At 66.8% G+C, this 24,899-nt stretch carries 18 protein-coding genes; 1 reads left to right on the top strand and 17 read right to left on the bottom strand.

Translation table 11 applies throughout. From position 1 onward, the window contains the following. Positions 1–6: 6 nt before the first annotated feature. From B9C43_RS01240 to grpE, 10 genes are read right to left on the bottom strand one after another with little or no spacing between them, the layout of a single operon-like run. On the bottom strand, positions 7–3,966 hold the full coding sequence (locus tag B9C43_RS01240) for a CHAT domain-containing protein (RefSeq protein ID WP_084424217.1): 3,960 nt from the start codon (positions 3,964–3,966) through the stop codon (positions 7–9). Beyond that, on the bottom strand, positions 3,959–4,573 hold the full coding sequence (locus B9C43_RS01235; protein WP_084424216.1) for a vWA domain-containing protein: 615 nt from the start codon (positions 4,571–4,573) through the stop codon (positions 3,959–3,961). Before B9C43_RS01235 ends, B9C43_RS01240 begins: the two co-directional genes overlap by 8 nt. After that, positions 4,570–6,102 (bottom strand): Hsp70 family protein, encoded by a 1,533-nt coding sequence (locus tag B9C43_RS01230; RefSeq protein ID WP_235038385.1) that lies wholly within the window; start codon positions 6,100–6,102, stop codon positions 4,570–4,572. The genes B9C43_RS01235 and B9C43_RS01230 overlap by 4 nt, the downstream gene beginning before the upstream one ends. Further along, positions 6,099–6,284, bottom strand: coding sequence for a hypothetical protein (locus tag B9C43_RS01225; RefSeq protein ID WP_033384363.1), 186 nt, complete (start codon positions 6,282–6,284; stop codon positions 6,099–6,101). The genes B9C43_RS01230 and B9C43_RS01225 overlap by 4 nt, the downstream gene beginning before the upstream one ends. Beyond that, positions 6,281–7,849 (bottom strand): TRAFAC clade GTPase domain-containing protein, encoded by a 1,569-nt coding sequence (locus tag B9C43_RS01220; RefSeq protein WP_084424214.1) that lies wholly within the window; start codon positions 7,847–7,849, stop codon positions 6,281–6,283. Before B9C43_RS01220 ends, B9C43_RS01225 begins: the two co-directional genes overlap by 4 nt. Next, positions 7,849–10,308 (bottom strand): GTPase-associated protein 1-related protein, encoded by a 2,460-nt coding sequence (locus B9C43_RS01215; RefSeq protein WP_084424213.1) that lies wholly within the window; start codon positions 10,306–10,308, stop codon positions 7,849–7,851. Before B9C43_RS01215 ends, B9C43_RS01220 begins: the two co-directional genes overlap by 1 nt. After that, positions 10,305–11,510: a TRAFAC clade GTPase domain-containing protein gene (locus B9C43_RS01210; protein WP_033384366.1), complete on the bottom strand. Its 1,206-nt coding sequence runs from the start codon at positions 11,508–11,510 to the stop codon at positions 10,305–10,307. The genes B9C43_RS01215 and B9C43_RS01210 overlap by 4 nt, the downstream gene beginning before the upstream one ends. Further along, positions 11,510–14,137 carry a SaeA-related protein gene (locus B9C43_RS01205; RefSeq protein WP_084424212.1) on the bottom strand — a complete coding sequence of 876 codons (2,628 nt, stop codon included), beginning with the start codon at positions 14,135–14,137 and terminating at the stop codon, positions 11,510–11,512. Before B9C43_RS01205 ends, B9C43_RS01210 begins: the two co-directional genes overlap by 1 nt. Continuing rightward, the gene (locus B9C43_RS01200; RefSeq protein ID WP_084424211.1) at positions 14,137–15,795 is read right to left on the bottom strand and encodes an Hsp70 family protein; all 1,659 of its coding nucleotides are present in this window, start codon (positions 15,793–15,795) and stop codon (positions 14,137–14,139) included. Before B9C43_RS01200 ends, B9C43_RS01205 begins: the two co-directional genes overlap by 1 nt. Further along, positions 15,788–16,357 carry a nucleotide exchange factor GrpE gene (grpE, locus tag B9C43_RS01195; protein WP_051895804.1) on the bottom strand — a complete coding sequence of 190 codons (570 nt, stop codon included), beginning with the start codon at positions 16,355–16,357 and terminating at the stop codon, positions 15,788–15,790. Before grpE ends, B9C43_RS01200 begins: the two co-directional genes overlap by 8 nt. A gap of 388 nt (positions 16,358–16,745) precedes the next feature. Here grpE and B9C43_RS01190 point away from each other — a divergent pair, with 388 nt between their 5' ends. Next, entirely contained in the window at positions 16,746–17,711 is a 966-nt protein-coding gene (locus B9C43_RS01190) for a helix-turn-helix transcriptional regulator (protein WP_084424210.1), read from the top strand. On the opposite strand, the gene B9C43_RS01185 is transcribed toward B9C43_RS01190, so the two are convergent. The 7 genes from B9C43_RS01185 to B9C43_RS01155 form a co-directional block, all read right to left on the bottom strand. Continuing rightward, entirely contained in the window at positions 17,708–18,613 is a 906-nt protein-coding gene (locus B9C43_RS01185) for a toll/interleukin-1 receptor domain-containing protein (protein ID WP_160096236.1), read from the bottom strand. The genes B9C43_RS01190 and B9C43_RS01185 overlap by 4 nt on opposite strands. A gap of 77 nt (positions 18,614–18,690) precedes the next feature. Then, entirely contained in the window at positions 18,691–19,434 is a 744-nt protein-coding gene (locus tag B9C43_RS01180; protein ID WP_084424208.1) for a peptidylprolyl isomerase, read from the bottom strand. Positions 19,435–19,516: 82 nt separating this feature from the next. Beyond that, entirely contained in the window at positions 19,517–21,358 is a 1,842-nt protein-coding gene (locus B9C43_RS01175) for a bifunctional metallophosphatase/5'-nucleotidase (protein ID WP_200825390.1), read from the bottom strand. A gap of 51 nt (positions 21,359–21,409) precedes the next feature. Continuing rightward, positions 21,410–22,684, bottom strand: a complete 1,275-nt coding sequence (locus B9C43_RS01170) for an MFS transporter (protein ID WP_084424207.1) — start codon at positions 22,682–22,684, stop codon at positions 21,410–21,412. Further along, positions 22,653–23,084 (bottom strand): hypothetical protein, encoded by a 432-nt coding sequence (locus tag B9C43_RS01165; RefSeq protein ID WP_084424206.1) that lies wholly within the window; start codon positions 23,082–23,084, stop codon positions 22,653–22,655. Before B9C43_RS01165 ends, B9C43_RS01170 begins: the two co-directional genes overlap by 32 nt. Before the next feature lie 38 nt (positions 23,085–23,122). Continuing rightward, complete coding sequence (locus B9C43_RS01160) at positions 23,123–23,986, bottom strand: S1 family peptidase (RefSeq protein WP_084424205.1); 864 nt, start codon at positions 23,984–23,986, stop codon at positions 23,123–23,125. A gap of 170 nt (positions 23,987–24,156) precedes the next feature. After that, a complete protein-coding gene (locus B9C43_RS01155; RefSeq protein WP_084424204.1) occupies positions 24,157–24,870 on the bottom strand; it encodes a class I SAM-dependent methyltransferase in 714 nt (237 codons plus the stop codon). Positions 24,871–24,899 lie beyond the last annotated feature (29 nt).

The following is a 24,899-nucleotide window of genomic DNA, read 5'->3' as shown; positions in this document are numbered from 1 at the left end:
CCCAGATCAACGGCCCTGATAGGTGAACGCCGCCCAGTTCTCCACCTGGGCCGGGTCGATCGAGGACAGCTCTTCGGCCAGCGCCGGGTCGACGTCCGGCGGCAGAACGCGCTTGGGGTTGAGCATCCACACCTGCGCGGCGCGCAGCGCGGTCACCGGATCCGGGTAGCCTGCCGTCAGGTAGTGGTGGAACATGATCATGAAGAACATGGTGGCGAGGTCGTCGACCTCCCACCGCGCCCCGACCGCGCCGGCCGCGCCCGCGGTGAGGAACGTGCTCGCCAACGTCAGCACCTCGTCGGGCAACTGCTTGGTTCGGTCGGTCGTACACGCGGCCAGCACCACCAATCCGCCTGGCGCGTCGGACTGACGTTGCCGCGCGGCGTCGAGCATCTCCCGTACTCCCAGTCGCCCGGCCATGTTGTCCTCGTCGGCGCTGAGGGCGAGGTAGGAATCCATGGGTACGCTGGTCAACCGGCCGTGGATGCCGAGGTGCAGCAGGGAAGCCGGGTGCGGCCCTCCTGGCAGGACATCGCGCACCTTGGCGGGCGTCACCCGGCGACGGCCCACGGTGCTGGTGCCGAAGAGCTTTCCGTCGGGATAGCACCGGCGGTGGATCTCGGTGATCTCTTTCTGTGCCCAGTACAGGCCATTGCCTGGGACGCCGACAAGTACGGGTTCGTCTGGCCAGTTCCGGGGTTGCCTGCGTGTGGATTCGATGAACTGCCGGGCCGAGGAGGCGTACGAGATGGCGGCGTCATGGCACGCGTAACGCACAGTCTGGCCAGGCGCGTCCCGGCGGGCGGCATGCCACGGGACGTGGGCGAGTTCTCCGACCGGGACGAGGACGATACGTTGGCGCATCCCGAATTGGCCGAGGATGTCGTCCATGGCGGCCGTCCACGCCCACTCGCAGAGGTCGTTGAGGGCGAACACCCACTCCGGTCCGGAGGCCTGGACGAACCGTTCGATCTCCTTACCCGCGGTGAGATGAGGCAGCTTCAGCACCGTCACGTCGGCACTGTCCACAACGACCGCGAAACCAGGCGACCGGTCGTAACGAGGCACCATGTACACCAGCGCCGCGGCTTCGGCGTCCTGCAATGCTGTTCTGATCTCGTCGATCTCCGGCGGCGCCAGCAACCGGTCGGCGATGTCCGTGTGCGCCACGGCCTTCAGCACCCGGCGGCGCACGTCGGTCCGAAGTTGTGGGCCAGGCGCGGAACCGCCCTCGTTCCAGGGAGCCGCGTTGGCCGCCGCGGCCTCCCGTTCGTACATCGCGGCGACCTCGTGGTGCCCGCCCTCTCGCAACAGCGCACCCAAGGTCGTCTCGAAGGTCGTCGCGTGCAGCACCATCGCCCGGCCCATCTCCAGTGCCTGAACGGCAGCGTCACGCTGATCGGCCGTGACACACCAGCGGGCGACGTCGGCGGCCTCGTCCTTGGCAGCCTTGGCCATCTCCATCGCACGGAGGTCGTTCGTCTGCAGCAGCACGTCCGCGGCCCGTTCCCGGATCGCATCGAGTCCGATATGGACAGACCGGATCAGGTCACCCCGCGCGGAATCGGCACGGGTGTTGTACGAAGCCGCGAGCGTGTACAGCAGTGAGGCGTAATCCGCACTGGCTGTGGCGTCCGTGACCAAGCGGCGTGCCTGTTCCAGACGGTCGATCGCATTGTTGATGTCCCGGTAGTCGCGGCTCAGTTCGTGACGCCCTTGCAACGTCTGCCCGGTCGTGTAAGCCAACGCGAGCTGCTCGTCCGTGGTCAGGTCGGTCCGTGCGGACACCTTGCCCAGCAACCCGATGGCCTGGTCGTATTTCTTGACATCACGGGTGGCCATGCCGTGCCCGGACGTCACCAACGAGGCGGCGATGACGTCGTGGACGCTCATCACCGTGTCCACGGGTAGGTCAAGCAGGCTGTGCACGGTCCGGTCGAGCTTCGCCAAGTCGGCGGCGGAAGGCCTGCCGCCGTGGTTGTACACGGCGAAAACCTGCTCCAGCACGTCCAGCTGACCGGTCAGTGTGCGCATGGTCTCGGTGAAGTAGTCGCCTGGCTCCAGCTTGGCGTGCAGGTCGGCGACCTGACGGCGGGCTTCGGCGATGGAGTCCTCATCCATGTCATTGCGCATGGCGACCATGCCGCGGGCGATTCGCGCCATCTCACGGATGTGTTCCCCCAACGGCAGATCGGAGATGTCGCCGACGCCGACGTAGTGTTCGGCCGCGTCCATGTCCTCGAGCGAGCCGCTGATCTGGTAGCGGAACAGCAGCAAGCCGGCCCGCAACATGCCGAGTACCTTGGTGACGGCGTGGCCTTCCGGCGCTTTCTCCTCCGCGCGGTCGAGGTACGCCATGGCCTCGTCCATCAGCTCGAGGTCCCGGTTCATCATGGCACGCAGCCCGGCCACCATCGACTGCCCGATCGCGTTGGCCGTGTCGAACTTCGCCTCCGAGGAGGACTTGGCTGCCGCCTCGGCGAGCGCGGCCGCGATCTCCTCCGGGGACTGGCCGGACCGGTCGCCGAGGAAGCTGACCATCGCGGCCATCGCGACCTTGGCCGCCAGGTCCACTCGCGCCGGGTGATCCGGTGGCAGTGCGGCGATCGCGCTGGCCAGCAGTTTGGCGGTTCTGGCGTTCTCCGCCGCGGTACGGATGTCCATATTCCACGCGTTGACCAGTGCCGCCAACGCGTCCGCCATCGGGTACCGGAGCGGGTTGTCCTCCTCCACTTCGGACACGACCGTGATCAGCTGCTCGAACATCGCCTCGGTCGACTCAGGCCCACCACCGAGCTGGCTCTTGCGTGCGTTCAGCACGACCAAGGCCATAGCCTTGTGCACAGGGTCGTCTTCGTCGACGGCTTCACTGAGGTGCCGCAGCGCCGCGTCGATCTCGGACTCAGGCGTGGAGGGCGACACGCCCGTCAGCATCGCCTGCATGACGTTGACCGTGGACGCCATCTCGGTGTCGGGCAGCATCTTCGGGTCGACGGCGGCCAGTTGCTGCTCAGCCAGCGCCAGGGCCTCCGGGGACATCGCCGCCGGGAGGTCTCTGACGCGGTCGATCGTGATCTTGGTAGGGTCCTTGCGCATATCGGCCGGCAGGTCACGCGTCATCGCCAGCATGCCAAGGAATGCTCGATAGCTGTTGGCCTCCGCCTCGTCCAGGTTCTCGATGAGCTCCGTCAGATCGGCCACGGCAGTCTCGTAGTCCTCCTCTTCGCCGCCGTACCAAGCGAACCGGACAGCTCGCAGCGCCGCGAGCTTGATCCGCCGCCGCTGCTCCCAGAACGGCATGGTGTGCGACGTGCCGGCGAGGTCCACAATGGCCTGATCGAGCGTGGGGACCGGCTGGTTCTCCTCGACCTGGCGCAGTACGATCATCGCGTCGACCTGCGCGGCGAACGCCCGGAACTCCGGTTCGTCCACCAACGCGTTCAGCTGCCGGAAGTACGACTGGGATTCCCGGAGATCATCGATCTGCCTGGTCTGCTCGTACCGCACGACATACGCGAAACTGAGCTGACGCAGCGGGTCTGCTTTGTTCTCTACCACAGCGAGCGCCCGGGAGGCGTAGTTGATCGCAGGGACGGTGTCGTCCGGGTTCTCCCTGGCGATCAGCGCCTCGGCAAGGGCCAGGTCCACGCTAGGGTCGCCGAGCTCGGCCGCTTCGAGAAGGTAGTGGATGCCCTCGTCGCGGTCCTGGACGGAGTCCGGGTTGGCATCGAAGATCCCGAGCAGCAGGAATCCCAGGTCCGCGCAGATCGCGAGGCGTTCGTCGCCGTCGGCCAGCCCGGTCGCGGTCCGCAGCAGGTCGACTGGTTCGCGGGTGTACACCTCGGCGATCTCGTCGTCGGTCAGCGTCTGGTACCAGTCCACCAAGGCGGCCGCCAGCTCCACGTGCGCCTGCGGGTCGAGTGGGTTCTCGGCCAGAATCTGCCTGCGGCGCTCGACGTCAGTCATGGCGGCGGATCAATCCGGTCGCCATGGAGGCGATGCCCGCGTCGATGCCGCCGACGTCCTCGATCAGCTGCGCATCGTCCTGCTCTCCTGGGCAGACCAACTCAGCAAGCGCTTGCTGGGCGCCATATCCCAGCCCGCGAACGACGATCCGCACGCCCATCGCGCACAGCTCACGGGCGAGGCGCTTGGCTTCGGCCCGGTCGCCGACGTCGCCGTCACCGAAGACGCACAGGACCCGGTCGCCCGCCCGGTCGGTGAAGAACCTCTTGCAGACGTGCAGGGCCGGTACGAGGTCGGTGCCGCCGGACGCACGGGCAGACTTGAGGCTGCTCAGCACCTCGTCGTACGACGTATCCGGGACGTACTTGAAAACGCCGTGGTTCCACAGGATCAGCCCGGCCCGGTAGCCGGCGTCACGGGCCTCGCCGAAGAACGTCGCCGCGCCGGAAACGGCCTGGTCCAGCGGTTCACCGGACATCGAGCTGCTGACGTCGATGCACAGCAGGACCGTGCCGGACATCTTGTCCTGCAGTGCCTTGAGGTACGGCCCGGGCGGCGACTGGGTCAGGCCGGCGCCCGTGAAGGACCCGCGTATCCACGTACTCATTGCCTCACCGCGATTCCGGCCAGCGTCGAGCTCAGGTCATCGGCCGCGGCCGAGTCGACGACTCCGTCCACATAGGCCTGAAGGTCCAGCCGTGCACCGCTGCTCGGCTCCCGCGCGGTGACGCTGAGCAGCCCGTCCGCGCTGACCCGCAGCGCGATCTCGATGCGCGACCCGGCGCGCAGTGCGGGCAGGTCGGTCAATTCACCGTCCAGTACCCGCCGGTTGTGTTCGACCTCCTCGGAGGGAAGGTCGCCTGCTTGTTCGTAGACCTGGATCCGGACTCGGTCACGGCCTTCGGCGATCGTGCAGAACGACACCGACGCGCTGGCGGGCAACGGCTGGTTCTGGTGGACGGCGTGGACGACGATCTGCCTGGTCGCCACCGGGTCATAGCTGTCGTGAATGAGAATGCCGAAGCTACGGGGAACGACCGAAGTGGTCGGTTTGTCGGCGATCGCGGCCAGCATCCCGCCTGCCTGCCGCAGGCTTTGCGCGTTCGTCAACTGGTTCGCACGGATCGCCGCGCCGAGTACCACGGCCAGATCCGGCTCGACCACTCGGGGTGTGACATCCAAAGTCTCCGCGACGGCCTTGGCGATCGCGGGCATCTTGCTCGAACCGCCGACGAGAATCGCGTGCCGGATGTCGATCGCACCGTATTTCGCAGCGTTGTGGGTCACTCGCCGGACGATGGACATCGTGCGGTCGACGAGGTCCGCACCCAGCTCTTCCAGGATCTGCCGGTTGAAGGTGACCGTTACGCGCGCACCGCAGGCACGCAGGACCACCGGCCTCGATTCAGTGGTGCTCAACGCCCGCTTGGTCGATTCAGCGGCTGTCTGCACGACGTGCGGGAACATCTCGTCGTCAAACGGGTCGACGTCCGGAACGGCCTCGACAAAGCATTCGGTCAAGTACTCGGCGATGCGGGAGTCCCAGTCGGCTCCGCCGAGCTTGCTGTCGCCATCGGTGGCGATCACCGAAACACCCATCGGCTGTACTTTGAGGACGGTCGTGTCGAAAGTCCCGCCGCCGAGGTCGTAGACCAGGACCGTGCCGCCTGAGCCTGTCAGTTCCGATGTCCCGTAGTGCAATGCGGCCGCCACGGGTTCGCTGAGCAGCTCCAGCACCTCGATTCCGGCCAGACGCGCGGCCTGCGCGGTCGCTTCCCGTTCCCTGATGCCGAAATACGCCGGAACCGTGATCACCGCACGGACAGGCTCATCGGTGTCCACGAGCGCTCGCAGGATCAGCGCCGAGATGGACTCCGGGGTGTGCCGGACACCGTGGAACTCGAGGTCGAAGTCGTTGCCCATCTGGCGTTTGATCAACGACACGGTGTTGTCCGGGTCGACGGTTCCGGCGTGCACCGCCGAACTGCCGACCAGGACCGCGGAACTGGACTCGAAGTGGACCACCGACGGCGTGGTCGGCTCGCCCACTTGGTTGCGCAGGACGAAAGGACGGCCGTCCGGTCCGATCGTGGCGACGGCCGAGTACGTGGTACCGAGATCGATCCCCAGTATCAAAACAGTTCCCAGCCCAGGCCTTGCCATATCTGGCGCATGCCGTTCACGGCGTTCATCACCGAAGCGGACAGGCCTGGCACCATGTCCACGATGATGAACCCGATCATCACCGCGACGAACGCGACCAGAGCGAAGATCAGACTGCGGTGCACGACATAAGCGGGCGGTGTCTTGCGGTTCATTGCTTCGCCTCCGGTGGCACGACATCCACTCCGGCCTTGCCGAGCAGCCACACGAACGGTGCTGCCGGTGACATGGCCGCCGTCTCCGGCCGAACCCGGACCGACGCGACCAGGAAGTACCGGACCTCGGCGAAGTCCCGTTCCGCCGAGAGCACCAAGTTGTCCAGCCCGGCCTGGTCAAGCCAGTCCCGCACGGTCGCGGGCTCGAGGTCCGCCGCGGGGTCGGTTCCGGTCAACAGGTCCGCTTTGACCACGGCGATCGCCAGGTTCCGGCGCTTGGTGTCGATGCGGTAGTCCCGCAGCCGCCGCACAGTGACCTGGTAGGTCTGGTCGGGGTCGTCGACAGCGGGGTTGGCCACGGCCACCCGAGGGTGGTACGGGCCGCCCAATTGGTCGGTGACCCAAGGGATCGAGAACGGGTCCACCACGAGCACGAGTCCCTTGGCGTGGTCGAGGAACTCCAGATCGGCGTTGTCGTCCCGGTTGGTGTAGAACTCCCCCGCCGCGTCGAAGATGTGCAGCGACGTTTTCCGGCGGCCTTTGGTGACCTGCATCGTGATGGCGATCGGCAGTTCCCCGGCTGGGGTCTTCGTGGTGTTGCCGTCGGTCGTGATGATGTCCGCGCCGGTCCGGTACGCGTTCTCGCTGTCCTCGTCGACTAATTCGGTGACCACGCCGTTGGCGGACGCCAGATCTCGCAGGGCCACCATGCCCGCGATGACCAAGCGGGTCTTACCCGCGGAGACCGGCCCGAACACCGGGATCCCGATGTCGGTGTTCACCCCGGCGCCCTTGTGATAAGGCCTGGCACACCGCGGACAGCTTGGCCCGATCTTGAGCGCCGCACGCAGGATGGTCGTGGGTAACACCCTGCCGCACCCGCACCTGCGCCACACTCCGCCGAGGCGGCCAGGCCGTAAATCGCGGTGCAGCTTGCCGCATTCGCATGGGAACGCAGGCAAGTCCGCCAAGTAGTGGCACACCTGGCACCTTGGGCGGGTGTCCCTGACACGCTGGAAGGCGTTGTCGGCGCCCCGTAACACGCCGCTGACAGCCAGCCAGCCGAGCCACGTGAGCAAGACGAACGTCAGCCACGGCGCGGCCATCATCGCGCCGGCCAGAAACGCACCGGCGTTCACCGCCAGCCAGACGGGAAACACGAACAGCGAGGTGATCCAGCCGATCTTCCGTGGCAAGGTCCGCCATCCCCTGCCGAGGATGTCCCACACGCCACGCGTCGCGGTGGTGAAGTCGACCCGCCACTGCGCCACCACGTAACTCGGCCACGCCCAGTCGCGGCCGAACGGGCGGTCCGAGGGCAGCTTCGGTAACCGGGCCGTCCCGTCCGTCACGTGCTCAGGGGTGATCGTCTCCGGCCGGTACTTGCGGGCGCCGACCAGCGTCATCATGACAATCACCACCGAGATGACCATCCCGGCGGCCAGTGACAGCGGCATGAGCACGAGGTAGATCGGCAGCACGAGGTAGAACAGCGCGACAACGACCAGCCAGAAGATGATGTAGATGCCGAAGAGGACGACGAGCGCACCGATCAGGTACTGCATCAGGCCCCCTCGTTGTCCTTGCGCCGGTTGAGCCAGCCGAGCCTGCGCGGCGGCTGCTTGGGCTCCTGCGCGGGCTTCGGTGCCGGTTTCTGGGTCGATTTCTGGGGCCTGCTCGCGGGTTTCTTGCCGCGGGCGGCATCCCAGACGTCGACGTACTTCGGTTCGAGCGGAGCCAGCAGGTTACGGATCGAGCTCTTGCGTACTTCGTCGGCTTTCTGCCCCCACTTGTCGATCTCACGCTCGACCCGGCTGACGAACTCGGTCGCACACGACTCCGCCATGCCCGTCACGAACAGCAGGGCCACCGCCTTGTCCCCGAGCTGCGGGTCGGCCATGCGCTGCGGCAGTTGCTGTACGAGCATTTGGTGCAGGAACCGGCCGCCTTGGTCGATGGCCAGTTTGCCGACCACGAGCTCGGCTTGCTGGAGTATTCCGACCAACTCGTCGCCTCTGGCGTTGAACACCGGCTCGGTGGCGATCAGCGGCGTCTTGCGCGGCGGGACCCGGCCTTCCCTGATCCCGGCCATCCAGCGGGTGAGCTCGGCGTCCTGGCTTGCCAGCGACTGCAGCCTGCGTGACTTGGGCATACCCGCGATGGCCACGACACGCGTCAACACGTCGAGCGCTTGGGTCGTAACCGTGGTCGCCAGCGCCTTGTCGAGGAGTCCGAACGCCGCTTCCACGACTGTGCTGGTGACCAGCGACGGCGGCGCGGTGTCGAGGAATTTCGCGAGCTCGTCCATGGTTGGTGACGCGAACTGGTACAGCGCGTGCCAGACCGTATCGATGGTCTCCGGGCTTTGCGCCACGCTGACCGACGGCAGCAGGGTGCGCACGGTCTCGCTTCTGAGCTGGGTGCCGCCACGCTCCACTGTGGCCGCGATGACGGTGGCGTCCAGCGGGTCGCGCAGCTCGATGGCGTACGGCCGCAACAAGGCCCACCAGTGCTCGCGAACCGCTTGCCTGGTCGAGGGATGAGTGGCGATCTGCCTGCGGAGCTTGTCCTTGACCAAGTCCACGAGGTACTCACCCCGGTCCGGCCAGCGCTCCGGGTTGAGCTGGGGCGTGGGGTGTTCGATCCACCATTGGGCGAACCGGTCGGCGCCCGCGCTGAACGCCGCGATCGACGGCTGCGCGTCGAATCTGGTCGCCGTGCACAGAACGCGGTCCATCCACTGTGGCGGCACCGAGTTGGCCACCTGCTCAACGAGCTGGGCCGCGGCAAAACGATCCTCTTGCGACCATGGATGCGCGCCCTTGACCGGCTCACCGGGCGGGAGTTCCTTCCCTGTGGCGATCGCGTCAAGTTCGGCCGTGAGCAACGCGAGACCGACCTTGGCGGCCAACGGAGCACTGGGCGCCATCCGCAGTATCGCGGTGTCCAGCTCACGCAGCGCCTTGACGTCCGGCTGAGCTTGCAGAACGGCTTCGGTCAACGGTTCGAGCGCGTCGTCGATGGACAGTTTGGCCTGCCCGGCGAGCCAGGTCACCAGCTGGCCGGCTTCGGCAGGGCTGGCCAGTTCCCGTCCACTCAGGATGATCGAGCTGGCCAGCCGGTCCGCCGGTTGTTCGGCCCGGCCCTTGGTGAACTGGTACGTCAGCTCGATCGCGTCGACGACGTCGAACGGGTCCGCACGCAGGAACTGCGGGACCCAGTGCCGCGCGGCGTCGGTCGGCTCGATCGTCGAGTGCCTGCCGTTCATCAGGTCGAACACCAGGAAGCCGCTGTTGCCGTCGACATTCGCGTATGCCCCGGCCCAGTCCGGGTGCACGGCAAGCACATCGTGCTGGCTTTGGTGTGGATTCGTGGCGAAGACACGGAATCCGACGCGGACGGCTTCCTGTTGGGGCAACAGCAACGTCCCCGCGGCGATCCAGCCGAGGACGGGCGTCGGGTCGTCGCTGACGAACAGCACGCGCCGCTTGTTCTTGTCCGACAGGAGTTCCAGGGCCGACCGCAGCGCGATCAACCACTCTTCGGCGTCGGCCTGGCCGAGTACCCACTCCCGGACCCGATCGACACCCCATGGCCCTGGCTCCGGTTCCGCGTCCAGCGGCGGGCATTCGGTCGAGGCTGCGGGCTTCTCCGACCACCAGTCGGCATCCCACAGCTGCGCGGGCCGGACCATGCCGTAACTGTCCACTTGGGACGTGGTCACGGCGTGGGTGAACTGGTTGCCTTCACGGGCACCATTCGCCTCCGCACCAAGGTAAATCCCACGTGCGGTCACGTAGAAGCCGTCGAAGACATGCGTCAGCGAAGCCGGATATTCGGCGACCGGCCTGCGTTCACGCATCCACGCCACGGGCGGCTCATAGAGCGCTGATCGCTGGACGAGTGTCATCTCCTCGTGCGTGACGCCGGACGACACCGCCTGGAACTGGAAGCCCGCACCACCGCGAAGGCCTTGTCCCGGCAGGCAGTCGGTGTAATAGAGGGAATGGAAGGATCCGGTCATCCGCCACTCCGTTCGATGATCTTGAACATGCCGAGCAGCCAGAGCAGCGGTTCGTCCACCCGGAAGGGCCGCACGCCGCCCGCGTCGACCTGTTGTTTCCGGTAGTCCGGTTCGGCGCCGAGCGAGGACACCGCGAAGTACCGGAACTGCTTGTAGTGCGATCGCAGGTGCGAGTCGATGTCGTCCGCGTCCAGGTCAGTGAGCAGGGCACGGATGTGTTCGTCGGTGTCCTGGCCCGCGGTCTCGTTGTAGAAGGCCCCGGCCTGCGGCTTGGTCAGCAGCGGATGGTCGTCGCCGAGCATCTTGTAGAACGCGTCGATCTTCGAGAACACCACGGCGATCGGGATCGTGATGCGTTTGCTCGCCTTCACGCCGTGCGTGAGCCGGAGCATCTCGGTGATCCGGTTGAGCACGGTCAGCGGCGGCTCGGTCTCGCGGCGGGCGGCGTCCGGCACGGCGATCCGGTCGTGCGCACCCGGCAGTTCGAACGGGTCGAGCAGCACGATCAGGCCGTCGGCCGAGCCGAGATAGGCCTGGCCGTTGACGAACTCCTGAGTCGTCATGTCTTCGCCGGGGGCGTCGTAGAACGACAACGTCGTGGTGCTGTGGGTCGTCCTGCCCAGTTTCCCACGCTTCGGTTGCCGCCACTGCAGCACGAGCGGCACCTTCAACCCGTCACGCGCCGCGGCCGTCGACTCGAACAGCATGTTCTGGTCGAACAGCGATCGCTCGTAGAGCTTGAGCCAGTTGCCGAGCGATCCGGCGTCACCCTGCTGGTCACCGGCGAAGGACACGTCCGCGGCGAACCGGCGGCGGACGTTGTGGCGCAGCTCGTGCACCAGAACCGTGGTGTAGACGGTCTTTCCGGAGTTCTTGCCGCCGACCATGCCGATCAGCGGGCTGCGGCTCTCCGCGAAGTTCGCGGGCAGCGGGGTGTGGCACACCGGGCATGCCCGGACGCCTGTGTCCACACCGCAGTCCGGGCACTGCGCGACCCGCTGGCCTAACGGGTTACGCGACTCCGGGGGCGGGAAGGTCGGCCAGGCGGGAGCGGCGTAGCCGGTCAACCGCTGGCGGTCCTGGTCGACGGACTTGACGCACCTGTCACGGCCCGGAGCGGCCCGGCCGGTGCACTGGAAGTGGAGTTTGCCGGGGTTGATCCGGTTGTAGCAGTACGGGCACGCGACTGTCGAGCCGAGCATCACGACACCTTCAGCTGGGAGGTCGGGGGGTCGACGAGGCGGACCGAGCCGTCCTCGGCGAAACACCGGATCCAGTACGGTTTGGGCGTTTTGGCGAATTCCGCGGTCAGTTCGGCCGGCTGGCCCGGCTGCAACGCGGTGTCGCCGCGCAGCACCACCTGGCCGTCTCCCGGCTTGCGTGGCATCGTCACACCGGGCGCGACCACGACCACGATCGGGCAGCTCGCCAGCGGTTGGTCCGCGGTCAGGCGGATCCGTACCGTCGACGGTCCGATCAGCTTGCGCGCCGATTCGACGGTGTACGTGACTTTCGGCAGCATCCCGGGCACATCCGCTGTGACGTCCGGGGAGAAGCACTCGCCGCCGTCGCCCATGCCGATCGCACGCACGCTCACACTCACCTTGGCCGCGCCGCATTTGATCCGGCAGCCTCCGGCCAGCTGGTATTGCTGGTGCGTGTACCGGAACTTCTCGGCGCGTTCGGTGGTCCGCCACGACACTTGGACCGAACCGGAGTTCTCCGGCCAGATCCACGACAGCACGACCTCGTCACCCAGTCTTTGGTGCCGCAGGTTGCGCACCGGTACAGCCAGACCGAGCGCGTCACCGAGTCCGCAGACGGCGCCGTCTTGGTTCAGGGTGAAGGGCACGTAATGGAAGTGTCCGGTGGGGACAGTCGCGGTGAGCGTGTGCCACTCCCCTTCGACCTGGTGGCGGCCGACGAGTTCCTGGCCGAACGAGCGGAGCTGGGCGGACGTCACGGCGGCACCGAATTCCCATTCGGCGGGATGAGCCGACCGCCGGATCACGACCTCGGCTTCGGCTGTCTGCCGCCATGTCACCGCGACGCCGAGGTTTCCTTCCTCACCCACGGGCGTCAGGCTGATCGCCGACACCGGCGCGATCCGTCCGCCGCCGGATGTCCCAGCGGAGACCGGGCTCGCGGCCGCGTCTGTCCCGTCTGGACGCCGGTAGTGCGCGACGAACGTGTAGACGTGTTCGCCTGCTTCGGTGACCCGGTCGTAGAACTGGGTCTTGCCCATGGTGGCAACGGTTTCGCCGGATGCCTTGGTCACGGACACCGAGCGGACGTCCGGGTGGACCTGCCACTGCGCGTCCACCCGGCCTTCCTGCACGGCAAAGCGGACGGCCGTAACGGGCGGGAGCACTTCGATACTGGCCACCGCGGGCCGTGACCATGGACCGCCTGGCACCGCGGCGAAAACGGCGTAATGCAGCGTCCGCGCCGCGGGCGCGGACGAGTCCGAGGCGACGGACTTGCTCGTTTCGCTGACGGTCACGCCGTCATCGGGGTCTGCGGGAGATCGGTCTTCCCTGCGTACCAATCGATATTTGGTGTCGTCCGCGTGGCTCGGTTGGGTCTGCCACGCGACACGGACCCCGAGCCCTTCGGCCTGTGCGGACAAGGCCAGCACCGGCGCAGGCGGAATCTTGCGCAGCTCGGCCGCGAGGTCGTCGTCATCGGCAGCCAGTTTGGCCGCTGCACGCAAGTGTTGCTGCGCTTCGGCTTCGTTGCCTGAGGCCATCGCCTGCCGTGCGGCGGAACGCAACCGGTGGACCTCGGCCACCTGTCGTTCCACCAACGCCTTGAGGGATGCAGCTTCCTCAGGCGCGACAACCGTTCCCAGTGCCTGTTGCGCCGCAAGCAAAAGGCCTTGTTCAAGCAGCTCGGTCACCGCTGCGGCCGGGTTCACCTTGGTGTCCCGGGTGGTGGACTCGTTGAGCACGCTGAACACCACGAGCCGGGCCTCGGCGGGATCCAACTTGGCTTGCAGCAACGGTTTCAGCAACGCGCTCGGCGCGGCTCCCTCGGCGCGGTGCCGCCGGACGTCGTCCACCAAGTGGTACAACGTGAGCAGTCGCAGATCGACCGAGTCCTTGGCGGCACGGGCGAGGATCCCGAGCGCTTCCTTCGCGGCCTCGTTGCCGGACCGGCGGTACTCACGCTGGACCGCCGCCTCGATCGCGGCCGCGTCGAGATTGCCCGCGGCACAGCTGAACGACGTCACCACCTTGAACCCGGTGACGTTCTGGAAAACCACGGCGGGCACGCTGGCCGCCCCGGCCTCGGCCAGCTGCTCGCTGAGCTTCTTGTAGAGCGTGCTCTGCAGGCCGCTCTGTTTGGGCAACTCGATCGGGGTCGCTTTGGCGACACCCGCGTCTTTCAACGCCTGCTCGGCCTCGGCGGGCGTGAGCGACGGGAACCCGGCGCGCATCGTGGCCTGCAGCTGGCTGGTGGAGATCAGGCCGAGCTCACCGAAGCTGGACTTGACGGTGGCCGCAAGCTCGACGATCTCGCTGGAGAACTTGTCCTGCCGGGCCCTGGCGTACGCGTTCCACCAGGACATCTGGCCCAGCCGCGCGCCGTGCTGGCGTTTGAGCTCGTCGTCGGCCTTGAGGAACGCCTTGTAGACCAGCTTGACCGAGGTGGCCTTGCCCGCTCCCTTGTTCCAGCACGACCGGACTTGTTGCAGCCGCTGGGCCAGCTGCGCGTCGGACATGTCGGTCGACACGGCATAGCGGGTGAGCAGGTCGTCCGGCAGCTTGCGGCCCCGCAGCGGCTTGACGACCTGCTCCTCGTACGACTTGGGGTCGAACGGCGTCATCAGCCCGTGACCGTCAAGCCGGACACGACTTGTTTGGCCTGCTCGACCTGCTCGCTGCTCATCACGCTGACCCGTACGTTGATCTTCAGCGCCTTGCCGGTGGTCGGCTCGGTCGCCTCCAGCTCGAGCAGGCCCTCGTTGTCCACCTTCATCATGATGTCCACAGGGGACCCGGCTGGCAGCGGCGGCAGATCCTGGATCGAGTCCCGCGCGTCGGTCAACGCCCGGTTCTCGGCCATGTCCGGGCCCGCGACAGTGCCGGACTGCTCGTACAGTTCGATCTCGACCGACCGCTGGTTGTCCACCAGCGTGCCGACCCGCAGCGGCTTGGGCCCGGTCGGCAGGCTTTCGTTGGCGTGCACCATGTGCTCGACGTAGAAATGCGGGTTGGTCTGGTAGTCCGGCAAGCTGGCGTCGACCAGCTTGACGCCGAACGCCTTCGGCAAAACGTTGGACACCTGCTTGCCGGCGATCCGCATCAGCTTCTCCGCCGGGATCCCGGTCTGGCTGGCCAGTTCCTCGGCCGCACCGGACAGCCTTCCCTTGATCTCGTCCGGGCTGGCGTCGGGCGCGGCCTCGGCTGCCTGCCGGTAGACGACCTGGCCGAGTGCGTACAGCGCCGCGCCTTTGGCGACCGCGAGGTCCGGGTCGTGCAGCTTGGGATCCCAGCCGAACTCCGCGCGCAGCCGCTCGGCCACCGCGGGCATCTTCGTCGAGCCGCCGACGAGCAGGACCTCGTCGATCTTCGTGCCGGGTTGCTTGCTCTCCAACGTCTCCAGCGTCCGGCGGACGATGTCGATCGTCTGGTCGAGCTTGTCCTTGGTCAGCTCCTCGAACTGGGCCCTGGTCACCTCGATCCGGGCGGCCGCACCCGCGCCACGCATCGCCACCGGCCGTGACGTCGTCTGCGACAACTGCTGTTTGGTGGTCTCCGCCATCTTGGTCAGGTCCTGCAGGAACTCGGTGTCGCCTTCGACGTCCGTGCCCGGCGGCACCGCCTCGACGAACTTCTCCAGCAGGTAGTCACGCAGCCGCTCGTCCCAGTCGGCGCCGCCGAGGTGGTCGTCGCCGTCCGTGCAGACCACCACGATCTCGCCGCCGGCCACAGTGATCACTGTGGTGTCGAAGGTGCCGCCGCCCAGGTCGTAGACCAGTATCGTCTTGCCGTCCGCGCCCGTCGTCGCCTCGTAGTGCAAGGCCGCGGCGACCGGCTCCGGCACGATGCCGAGCACGTCGAGACCCGCGATCTCACCCGCGGTCTTGGTTGCATCTTTCTGCAACATGCCGAAGTACGCCGGGACGGTGATCACGACCTTGTCCACCGCACCACCGGTGTGGGTGGCCGCGTCCGAGGCGAGTTGTTTGAGGATCAGTGCCGAGATCGATGCAGGATTGTATTCCTTGCCGTCGAACTCGTAGGTCGCGTCTTCACCCATTCGCCGCTTGATCAGCGAGACGACACGGTCCTCGTAGGTGACCGCCGAGTTCTTGGCGACGGTTCCGACAACGACGTTTTGCTCGTTTTCGAAGTACACCACGGAAGGCGTGGTCTCCATGGTGTCGATGTTCCGGCAGACCGTGGGCCTGCCGGTCTCGTCAACGTAGGCGATCGCCGAGTACGTCGTGCCCAGATCGATGCCGAAGACCCTCTCAGTCAACGGTTCCCTCCCGTCCGATCGGCGATTGTGTTTCCTCGACTGGCTTCCAGCGCCAGACCGCCACCCTGGCGGGCACTGTCACCCGGTCGGTGCTCGTGTCGAGGTAGCCCTCCGAGACGACTTCAGCAATCGTCTCGTGCTGTGTTTCCGTTTCAGCGTCAAGGATCTTGACCGCGGTGTGCTGCCGTGCGGCGTACGCGTCGCCGACGCAGGGCCGCACGGGCACTATCCCGCAGCGCTCCAACGCCTGCTCCGCACTCAGCGCGAAGGACACCAGCAACGAGCTGACCTGCGCCGAGTCGATCTGTTCAGGCAGTGTTTCGGCCTGCCGCAGCAGATCCCGGCGCAGTGACTGCAGATCGGTGATCACCGGGCGCAGCAGCAAGGCTTGTTCGCCGACCCGCAAACGTTCCACTTCGGCGTGCAGGTGGTCGATCACGCGCTCGCGTGCCTGCGCGCGAGCATGGCTCGCGGCCAGTTGCTCGGCCACGTTGGCGACCTGTTTTGCCAGCTCAGCAAGGGAATCCTGAGCATCGCCCTGCTCGGGGGCGTCGTCGGGCACGCGTCACCATCTCCTTGGGGGCCGCCGATCGGCTTGACAAGCAGCTCATTGCTGCGTTCGCCGACAAGTTCTAGCCCACGCGCAGGCAGAACCTCGGTCGAATGACTGTTTGATGCCAGTGAACGAGACCAACCATTTCGCCATCGCTGTTGATGTGTTAGCGCCGCCCTCACCTGCGCTTTCCCGGTTCACGCCCGGTCGGCGTAGATCCATCGCCGGATCCCGTGCGGCTGCGCCGAATCCGCATCGTGACGGGTTTGTGAGCGTCACGAGGAACCATAATTCCCTGCTGTACATCGGATAGGGTCAAACGCCCGCGCGAGAGCAGGAGTGTGCATGACCTGACAGAGAACTGTCACCTCTGTGTCCACGAGTGCGAGGGGGAAAATTGGTCACACCGGAACGCACACATCCTTTGGCCGGGCTGGTCAGCCCGGCTGCCGAAACGCTCTATTTGCGGCTGCGCGCCCGAAAATCGCTGCCGCTGGGAACCGGCCACGGCGAACTCGATCCGGGCAGCCCCGGCCTGGCCGAGCTGCTCGACCTCGGCCTCGCCTTCCACTGCGGCGAGTACGAACACCTGGTGCGGCCGGTCGACCAGGCCGTGGCGCTGCGGCTGTTGCTGGAACACCGCCAATCGGAGTTGGTGGACAAGCAGAACCGCATCATCGAGGGCTGGAACCGCCTGACCACGTTGCTGCCGATGAACACCGGCGGCGGCTCGACCGGTGAGCTGGACGGCGTGCTTCCCCTTGCCAGCACGGAAGAAGTGGTCACCAGGGCGGCGGAGTTGTACCCGTCGGCGAGACGGCGGATGCGCTGCACCGACTCCGGCGCGGTGGCCAGCCGGTCGACCAAGGACCGGCTGCGCTCGGTGGTGCGCAGGACCCCGCCGGGCGCGCGGTTCCAGATGATCTGCCCGGTCGACCGCTCCGGAAGTCCGTTCTTCCCCACAGTTCCCGGCTCCACCGACGAAGTCCGGTTGCGCGCGACGGTACCTATCACGATGTTGCACGTCGACGACACCGCCGCCTTGGTGACACCCGGCGCGAGTACGCAAGGAGCGTTGCTGATCCGGGCGCCCGCGATCATCTCGATGCTGGCGGAGTGGTTCGACTTGTTGTGGACCGATCCCGCGACGATGGCGCCGGACGGCCACAAAGACCAGTCACTGAGCGACATGCAGCGACGGGTGCTCGAACTGATGGCGGTCGAGGGCGACGAGACCATCGCGCGCAGGCTCGGTACCAGCCTCACCACCGTACGCAGGCACGTCAAGGCGATCTACACGGCTCTGGGTGTGGACAACCGGTTCGCCGCGGGCGTCGCGGCAGCCAAGCGGGGGTGGATCTAGCGCTTCAGCAACGGCACCCGGACGATCAACTCGTCGACCACGGTCGCGACATCGTTGAGCGTGTAGTTTTCCCGCAGTGACAGGTATTGCAGGTCGGCGAGGCGCTTGACGTCGTCGGCGAGATCGGCCGGGTCGAGCCTCAGCCGCTGTCCGACCAGCAGCGGCACGACGTGCCTGCGGTGCTGGAACGCCAAGGCGATCTCCGCACCGGTCCAGTCCGGGTCCGTGCGTGCCCGCTCCCAACGCGGCCCGACCACGACGAGCAGCACCTTCGACCGCGACGCCATATCCCTGAGCAGTTCGGGAAAACGCTGCCCGGGCGTCATGGACCTGCGGTCACGGAACACGGCCGCGTCACCGAGGCGTGCCCGGAGCTCGGTGTCCAGCTTGTCGACGACCTCGGTGTCGTCACCACTGCGGTAGTTGACGAACACGAGCGGCGCGTCGTCCGGCCGCGGTACCTCAACCCGGTACGGCTCAAGCATCTCGCTGATCACGCGGTGATCGCCGGCATCGTCCAGCTCGATCCTCGGACCTGCCGCTTCGATGACCGCGCCGGGAACGTGCAGGGCGAGCGTGCGGTGCGGGGTGTCCAGCTCGGACTGCCACACGAACCCGTCACACTGCCCAGGCCCCGTCGGCGGGGTTTGCACCTGCAGCACAGTCAGGTCACGCAAGACGCGCAACGTGGTCAGGACTTTTCCGCGCAATACCCGCTCGGGTACGTGCCTGCGGCCGTCGTTGCCGAACGGCAATCCCGGCAACAATTCCTCGACAAGTGCGGTCTGCAGGCGAAACGAAGCGTAGAGCATCGTTTCCGGCGATTCTGCAATCGAATGCACGCGATAAAGCAGGGTCCCAGCGGGGATGGTCACGCGTACAGCTCCGGCCGAGTTCAGCACGCACGCATTGTGGCCACCCATGATCCGGCACAGGCCGAAATGGCAACTAGCAACCAACGACAGGATGGTGCCACGGCTCAGCGGCCGACAGTCACCTTCTCAATGGTGATGGGGATCGCGGGCTTGCCATCGCCTTGTGTCTCGGAGTCTGGGGCCACGCCACCCGCGGCGACCTTGTCGATCGTGGCCTGTCCCGTGCTGTCGTACGTGCCGAAAACCGGGTAGTTCGGCGCCAGTGGCGTGTCGGCGTAGACCAGGAAGAACTGGCTGCCATTGGTATCGGGACCCGCGTTGGCCATCGCCACGGTTCCCTTGGGGTAGATGACCTTGCCGTCACCCGCGGCGCGCAGGCCGGTCGGCAGTTCGTCGTCGAACTCGTAGCCAGGCCCAGCGCCGCCCGAGCCGGTCGGGTCACCACACTGCAGGACCTTGAACTCGGTGAAGACAGTGATCCGGTGGCACGCCGTGCCGTCGAAGTACTTCTTCTCCGCCAGGTGCAGCAAACTCCCTACGGTGCAAGGGGCTTGCTCGCGGTCGAGCGTCATCGGGACGTCGCCCTGGCTGGTCTTGAGCGTGACCTGGACCTTGCCGCTCGCCGGAGTACGGGCCGCGTCAGCGGGAAGCCCCACGAAATTGGCGGTCGGCGCATCCGTCACCCGTGAGTAGTCGCAGTTGGTGGTGCTCACCGACGGCTCGTTACTCGCCACAGCGACCCCGGCGACCACGGAGGAAGGTACGAGAACCCAAACGATGACACTGGCGACGACAACAACCGCGGCTGCGATCGCGCCGATGATCAGCGGTCTGCTCGAACCCGTCATCGCCGGCCTCCCCTGTTCCCTTATGGACACAGCATAAGTCCGACGCCGGAGCTGGTACCCGGCGTCGGACTGGCTAGGCCGATCAGGCGATCTTGGTGATCCGGTTGCGCGGGCCAGGGGCTACAGGGTCGCCCGCACCGAGGTGAGCCACCAGTGCGTCGACGTCGAACCCTGGCGCGGTCACGCGGCCGGTGCCGACGCTGAGCTTGGTGAAGCCGTCGCCACCGTTGGCAAGGAAGTCGTTGCTGGTGACCTTGTAGCTCGCGGCCGGGTCGATCGGCGTTCCGTTCAGCGCCATCGCCGACACCCGCTCACCCGCCGGCTTCGTGCTGTCGTACGAGTACGTGAAGCCTGCCGAAACCTGCAGGATGCGCTGCACCGTCTGGCCGGCGAAGCCGACGAATTGCTGCTCCAGCACTTCCTTCAACTGCGCGCCGGTCAATGAGGCGGTGACCACCAGGTTGTTGAACGGCTGCACGGTGAACGCCTCGCCGTACGTGACCTCACCGGCTGCCTCGCCGCCAGACGAGTTGCTGAAGCTCAGGTCCGCACGGATACCGCCTGGGTTCATCAACGCGATCTGAGCACCCGCCGTGGCCGTGTACGCGAGCTGGGCGTCGGCGATCACGTCGCCGAGGGCGCTCTCGCCCGCCGGGGTCGCGGTGCGGCCGATGTCAGCGGTGATCTTGCCGACGACGCGGTTGGCGATCGGGGCCACGGCGGCGCGGTACTTGTCGACGAGGACCTTGGCGTCCTTGTCCACCAGCTCGGGGTTGCGCAGGAACGCACCGGAGGGGTCGGTGGCCCAGGTGCCGTCCGGGCGCTTCACGCCGTTCTCGACGATCACGTTGCGGGCCGCCACCTCGGCGAACCGCTTGGTCTTCTTGTTGACCGTGAACTCGATGTTGGTGACCAGCGTGCCGTTGGAGCCCGCGCTCGTGACGACGGTGTTGGCGCCGGAGGAGTTGGGCAGTGCACAGCTGTAGAACCGGTGCGTGTGGCCGGAGACGACCACGCCGTACTCGGGGCGCAGGCCCTTGACGATGTCGGTGATCGGGCCGGCGAAGTTCGCGCAGCTGGACGGGTCCTGCACGGCGGGCGGCGGGCTCTGCGCGCCGCCTTCGTGCACCAGCAGCACCAGGGACTTGACGCCGATCAGGCGCAGCAGATCCGCGTAGAAGTTGGCCGTCTTGACCTCGTCGAGGAACTCGACGTCCTTGATCCCCGCCGGGTTGACGATGCTGGGCGTGCCCTTGAGCGTCATGCCGACGAAGCCGACCGGCACACCGCGGACGAACTTGACGTCCACTGGCGCCAGGATCGGCAGCCGTGACTTCTTGTCCACCACGTTCGCGGCCAGGTACCGGTACGCCGCACCGGCAAACCCGTCACCGTCCTGGCAGCCGTCGGTCGGGTGACAGCCGCCCTTCTGCAGCCGCTTGAGTTCGGTGACGCCCTCGTCGAACTCGTGGTTGCCGACCGAGCTGATGTCCAGGCCCAGCTTGGACAGCACTTCCACGCTCGGCTCGTCGTGGAACGCCGCGCTGATCAGCGGGGTCCCGCCGACCAGGTCACCGGCGCCGACCGTGAGGACCTGCTGGCCGCTGGCCTCGCCCGCCGCACGCAGGCGCTTGACGTGCGTCGCGAGGTACTCGGCGCCACCGGCGGGCGTGCCGTTGACCAGGCCGCCGCTGCCGGTCGGCGGCTCAAGCGCGCCGTGGAAGTCGTTGAAGCCCAGCAGACGACCCTTGGCGGTACTGCCGCCGCGCTCGGTGTCGTAGCTGACCGCGACCGGCGTCATCGGCGTCCACCGCTCCGGCTGCTGCACCGCCGTGGGAGCGGAAACCAGCGGAATGGCGACGACGAAGCCAGCTGCGACCGCGAGACCGATACTGGCCCTCAGTACAGACCCGACACCTGACACAAGGGCCTCCGTAACCCATCATTCGCATGAACGCATGCATCCTGCCTTGTCCTAACACCCTTTAGGTGAACGACCGATAACAGATTCCGGATCGTCCCAGTAGGACACCGTTGACCGGGCCGCGCCGAGCAGCCACAAAGCCGACGTCGCCGCGCCGATCCCGGCAAGCAACAGCGTCATGCGTAATCCCACGACTGCGCCGAGTAATCCCCCGACGAGGGCACCGATTGGCGCGGTACCCCACACGGTGGTCCGGATCGTCGCGTTGACGGAGCCGTGGATCTTCGCCGGAGTCAAGGCGTATCGGACAGGAACCTGCAGAACGTTGTAGACCTGCAGGGCGAACCACATCAGCGCCTGGGCACCGGCAACAAGAACAACGTTGTCCGCCAACGCCACAAGCCCGATGCCCACCCCGGTCAGCACAATCGCCACCGCCATCGCGGGCGTGGCACCCAGCCACGTGCCCAGCCTGGTCCCGGCCACCGAACCCAGCACTCCCCCGACCGCTCCCACCGCGAGTGCGGTCCCCAGTACCGACGGCGCCAAAGCCAGGTCCCTGGTCAGGTACAACAGAAACACTGCCGTGAAGGCGTTGTGGAACAAAATATGCGTTGCCGTGCACAGGGTTACGTACCGCAAGAGGCGGGGCCGGAACACCGCCTTCGCTCCCCCGGCGATCTGACGCCACATCGAGTCCCTGACCGCGGCACGCTCCGGCTCACCAACGCGAATCGCACCGAACATGGCGGCAGAGAACAGAAAGCTGGCCACATCGGCGAGAAGTGCCAGCGGCGCGGACAGCACCTGCACCAGCCAGCCGGCGATGGACGGCCCCGCGACCTGCGCCCCGGACTGGCTGACCTCGAGCGCCCCTTGCGCAGAGGACAGTTGCTCCGGCGGCACCACCACAGGAACGAACGCCAGCCCAGCGATGTCCGTGAAGACAGCCAGAACACCCGCCAGAAACGCGACGGCGCACAGCAACGTCAACGACAGAATCCCCATGGCCGCGGCCAACGGCACCATCCCGAGAACAAGCGCTTGCCCAAGCGATCCGCCGAGCAACACCACGCGACGCGGCAACCGGTCGACCCACACCCCCGCGGGCAGGCCGACAACGAGGTAGGGCGCGCGGCCGAACGCCAGGAGCACGCCCATCTCCCACGCGTCAGCGCCCAAGGTCAGCGCGGCGACCAAGGGCAGGGCGACGACTGTGACCTGTGAGCCAGCGAGCGAAACGGTGTGTCCCGCCCACAACAGCCAAAACGGCCGATTCCGGCGTAGCTTTCGGTTACTGGGCGGGCTTCGCTTCGCTGACCGCAAGCGGCGTTCCCTGCATGCAGAAGGTCGCCATGCCCGGCTCGACCTTGCCGCGGACCGTGATGCGCCGGCCGGGCACGGCGATCTGCGGGTCCGCGCCGAGCAAGAGGTAGTTGTCGGCGCCGGTTTCCAGCAGGACGCACGAGGCCTCGACACCGGCCACGACCACGCCTTCCACCACCACTTCACCGCCGCCGCCCGTGGGCTTGGTGGACGGCCTGGTTATCGGCGGCAAGGTCACACTCGGCACACTCGTGCTCGGTCCGGTAGTCGGTTCAGTGCTTGGACTGCTCGGCGTGCTCGTAACGGTCGGCGACGGCTGCTGCTGGGGCGGTTGTCCGCCCGCGCCGCACGCGCTCGCTACCACCAGGACTGCCGCCACCCAGCAGATCTTGGTTCTCACGCCAGCTCACCGCCCTGTGCTCGGCTTCCAGTGAAACACTAACGGGCGGTGTTGTCGGTCTGCTTGCGGATCCAGTCGGCCACGGTGTCGACCCGGGCGATGATCTCGCGGCCGGGCTGAGGGCATGACGGCCCGGTGTTCACGATGGCGATCAACTGGCCGGTCTTGTCGTCGTCGGACACGAAGAACGGCGCGCCCGAGTCCTGCGGGCACGGGCTGTTCTCGACGGTACGCGGCACCACCGGCGACGCTTCCATGGAGTACTGGCCGACCTTGGCGACGGTGAATTCGCCGCGCTTGAGGTGGTCGGACGGCGAGATGACCGTGGCTGACAGGGACCCCCACCCGGCGAACTTCATCCGCAGGCCGACCTTGGGCTTCTCGTCGGCCAGGGTCAGCGGGGTGATGTCGTTGACCGGCTGGCTGATCTTCACCACCGCGAGGTCGTTGACCGCGGACTGGCGGACGTCGACGACCTCGGCGGTGTGCCCGCCCGGGTCGCTGTCCTTGAGCTTGCCGATCACCACTTTCATCGTGTACGGCGGTTTTCCGCTGATTCGCGCGTCGTTGACGTCACGAAAGCAGTGCCCGGCCGTGACGACCCATTCCGGTGCGACCAGCGAGCCGCTACAGGCTCCGCTGCGCACTCCGCCGCCCTTGACCGGCAGGTCGTCCGAGGTCAGCTTGGCGTTGAACGGAAGAACCTGGTTCTGCGGCGGCGGGGTCGTGGTGGTCGTTGTCGTGGTGGTGGCGGTCGTCGGTTGTTGGGGAGGCTCGGAGTTCAAGAGCACCCCGCCGTGCCCAGCGGGCTGGGCGTCGGCAGGCGGCGTGTGAGTCCTGATCCCCCCGGTGGCGACGTAGGTGAAGGCGACGCCCGCACCCGCGACTGCCGCGACCGCCACCGCCGATAACTTCAGCAGCGGCCGCTTTCTCGCACGAGATCTCACGCTTTATGTACGTGCGGGAGGCACGAAAAGTTGTGCGTGACCGCGATGCATGTACAAGCGCGCACCGAACCTTTCCCGTTTTGTCGCGGTCAGCGGCTTACCAAGATCACTAAACGTGATGGTGCTCACGTCCGCCGAGGGTCGGGAATCGCTTTGATGGCAAGGAATCCCGTGGGCTCGGCCGACAGGCGTTGGTAGCGCTCTGTGTCGACATCGGCACCCGCAGGCACCGGCCGCGGCTCGATCATCCGCTCGATGAGGAAGCCTGCCTCATGCAACTCCTCGCACGTGCGCTCCAAGGGCGCGATCCAGTACCGGACGGCCCAGCCGCCGCTCCACACTTCCTCGATCACACGCGTCTGGAAGTAGTTCCCGCCTTGCCTGAGCCAGTCTCCGGTCGGATGCGGGATGGACAGCACCAACGCACCACCTGGCCGCAGGACCCGCCGCAACTCGTGGAGCAGTTGCGCGCGTTGGTCGACGTACTCGAAGGCAAGCGCGAACACCACGAGATCGACCGAGGCGTCCGCCAGCCAGCCGAGGCGTTCGTTGAGATCATGGACGTGGAACTCACCCGCCGGGACACGCTGCCTGGCCAGCTCGATCATGCGCGGACTCACGTCGCACCCGATCACGCGGGCGCCTCGAGCGACTAGTTCCCCGGCATACAACCCAGGACCACACGCCACGTCCACGACGGTTCGCCCGCCGACGTCCCCCAACAGTTCCAGGCACGCTGGCCGGTCGTAGTGCGCGTTGTAGAGACCGTCGCGCGCGTGCTCAAGGAATTCGTCGGCGAACACGTCGTACTGCGGGTCCGAGCCAACTCGATCAACCATGCCGCCAGTGTGCCCAACTATCGGAACAG

It is taken from the genome of Kibdelosporangium aridum (assembly GCF_900176515.1).
Classification (GTDB): domain Bacteria; phylum Actinomycetota; class Actinomycetes; order Mycobacteriales; family Pseudonocardiaceae; genus Kibdelosporangium; species Kibdelosporangium aridum.
The sequence above is the reverse complement of the archived record's forward strand: the minus strand, read 5'-3'. Positions and strand labels throughout refer to the sequence as shown.

Coding starts and splice junctions, on each gene's coding strand:
- B9C43_RS01240 (WP_084424217.1), bottom strand. CDS start 3,966: ATGACTGACGTCGAGCGCCGCAGGCAGATTCTGGCCGAGAACCCACTC.
- B9C43_RS01235 (WP_084424216.1), bottom strand. CDS start 4,573: ATGAGTACGTGGATACGCGGGTCCTTCACGGGCGCCGGCCTGACCCAG.
- B9C43_RS01225 (WP_033384363.1), bottom strand. CDS start 6,284: ATGAACCGCAAGACACCGCCCGCTTATGTCGTGCACCGCAGTCTGATC.
- B9C43_RS01220 (WP_084424214.1), bottom strand. CDS start 7,849: ATGCAGTACCTGATCGGTGCGCTCGTCGTCCTCTTCGGCATCTACATC.
- B9C43_RS01215 (WP_084424213.1), bottom strand. CDS start 10,308: ATGACCGGATCCTTCCATTCCCTCTATTACACCGACTGCCTGCCGGGA.
- B9C43_RS01210 (WP_033384366.1), bottom strand. CDS start 11,510: ATGCTCGGCTCGACAGTCGCGTGCCCGTACTGCTACAACCGGATCAAC.
- B9C43_RS01205 (WP_084424212.1), bottom strand. CDS start 14,137: ATGACGCCGTTCGACCCCAAGTCGTACGAGGAGCAGGTCGTCAAGCCG.
- B9C43_RS01180 (WP_084424208.1), bottom strand. CDS start 19,434: ATGACGGGTTCGAGCAGACCGCTGATCATCGGCGCGATCGCAGCCGCG.
- B9C43_RS01155 (WP_084424204.1), bottom strand. CDS start 24,870: ATGGTTGATCGAGTTGGCTCGGACCCGCAGTACGACGTGTTCGCCGAC.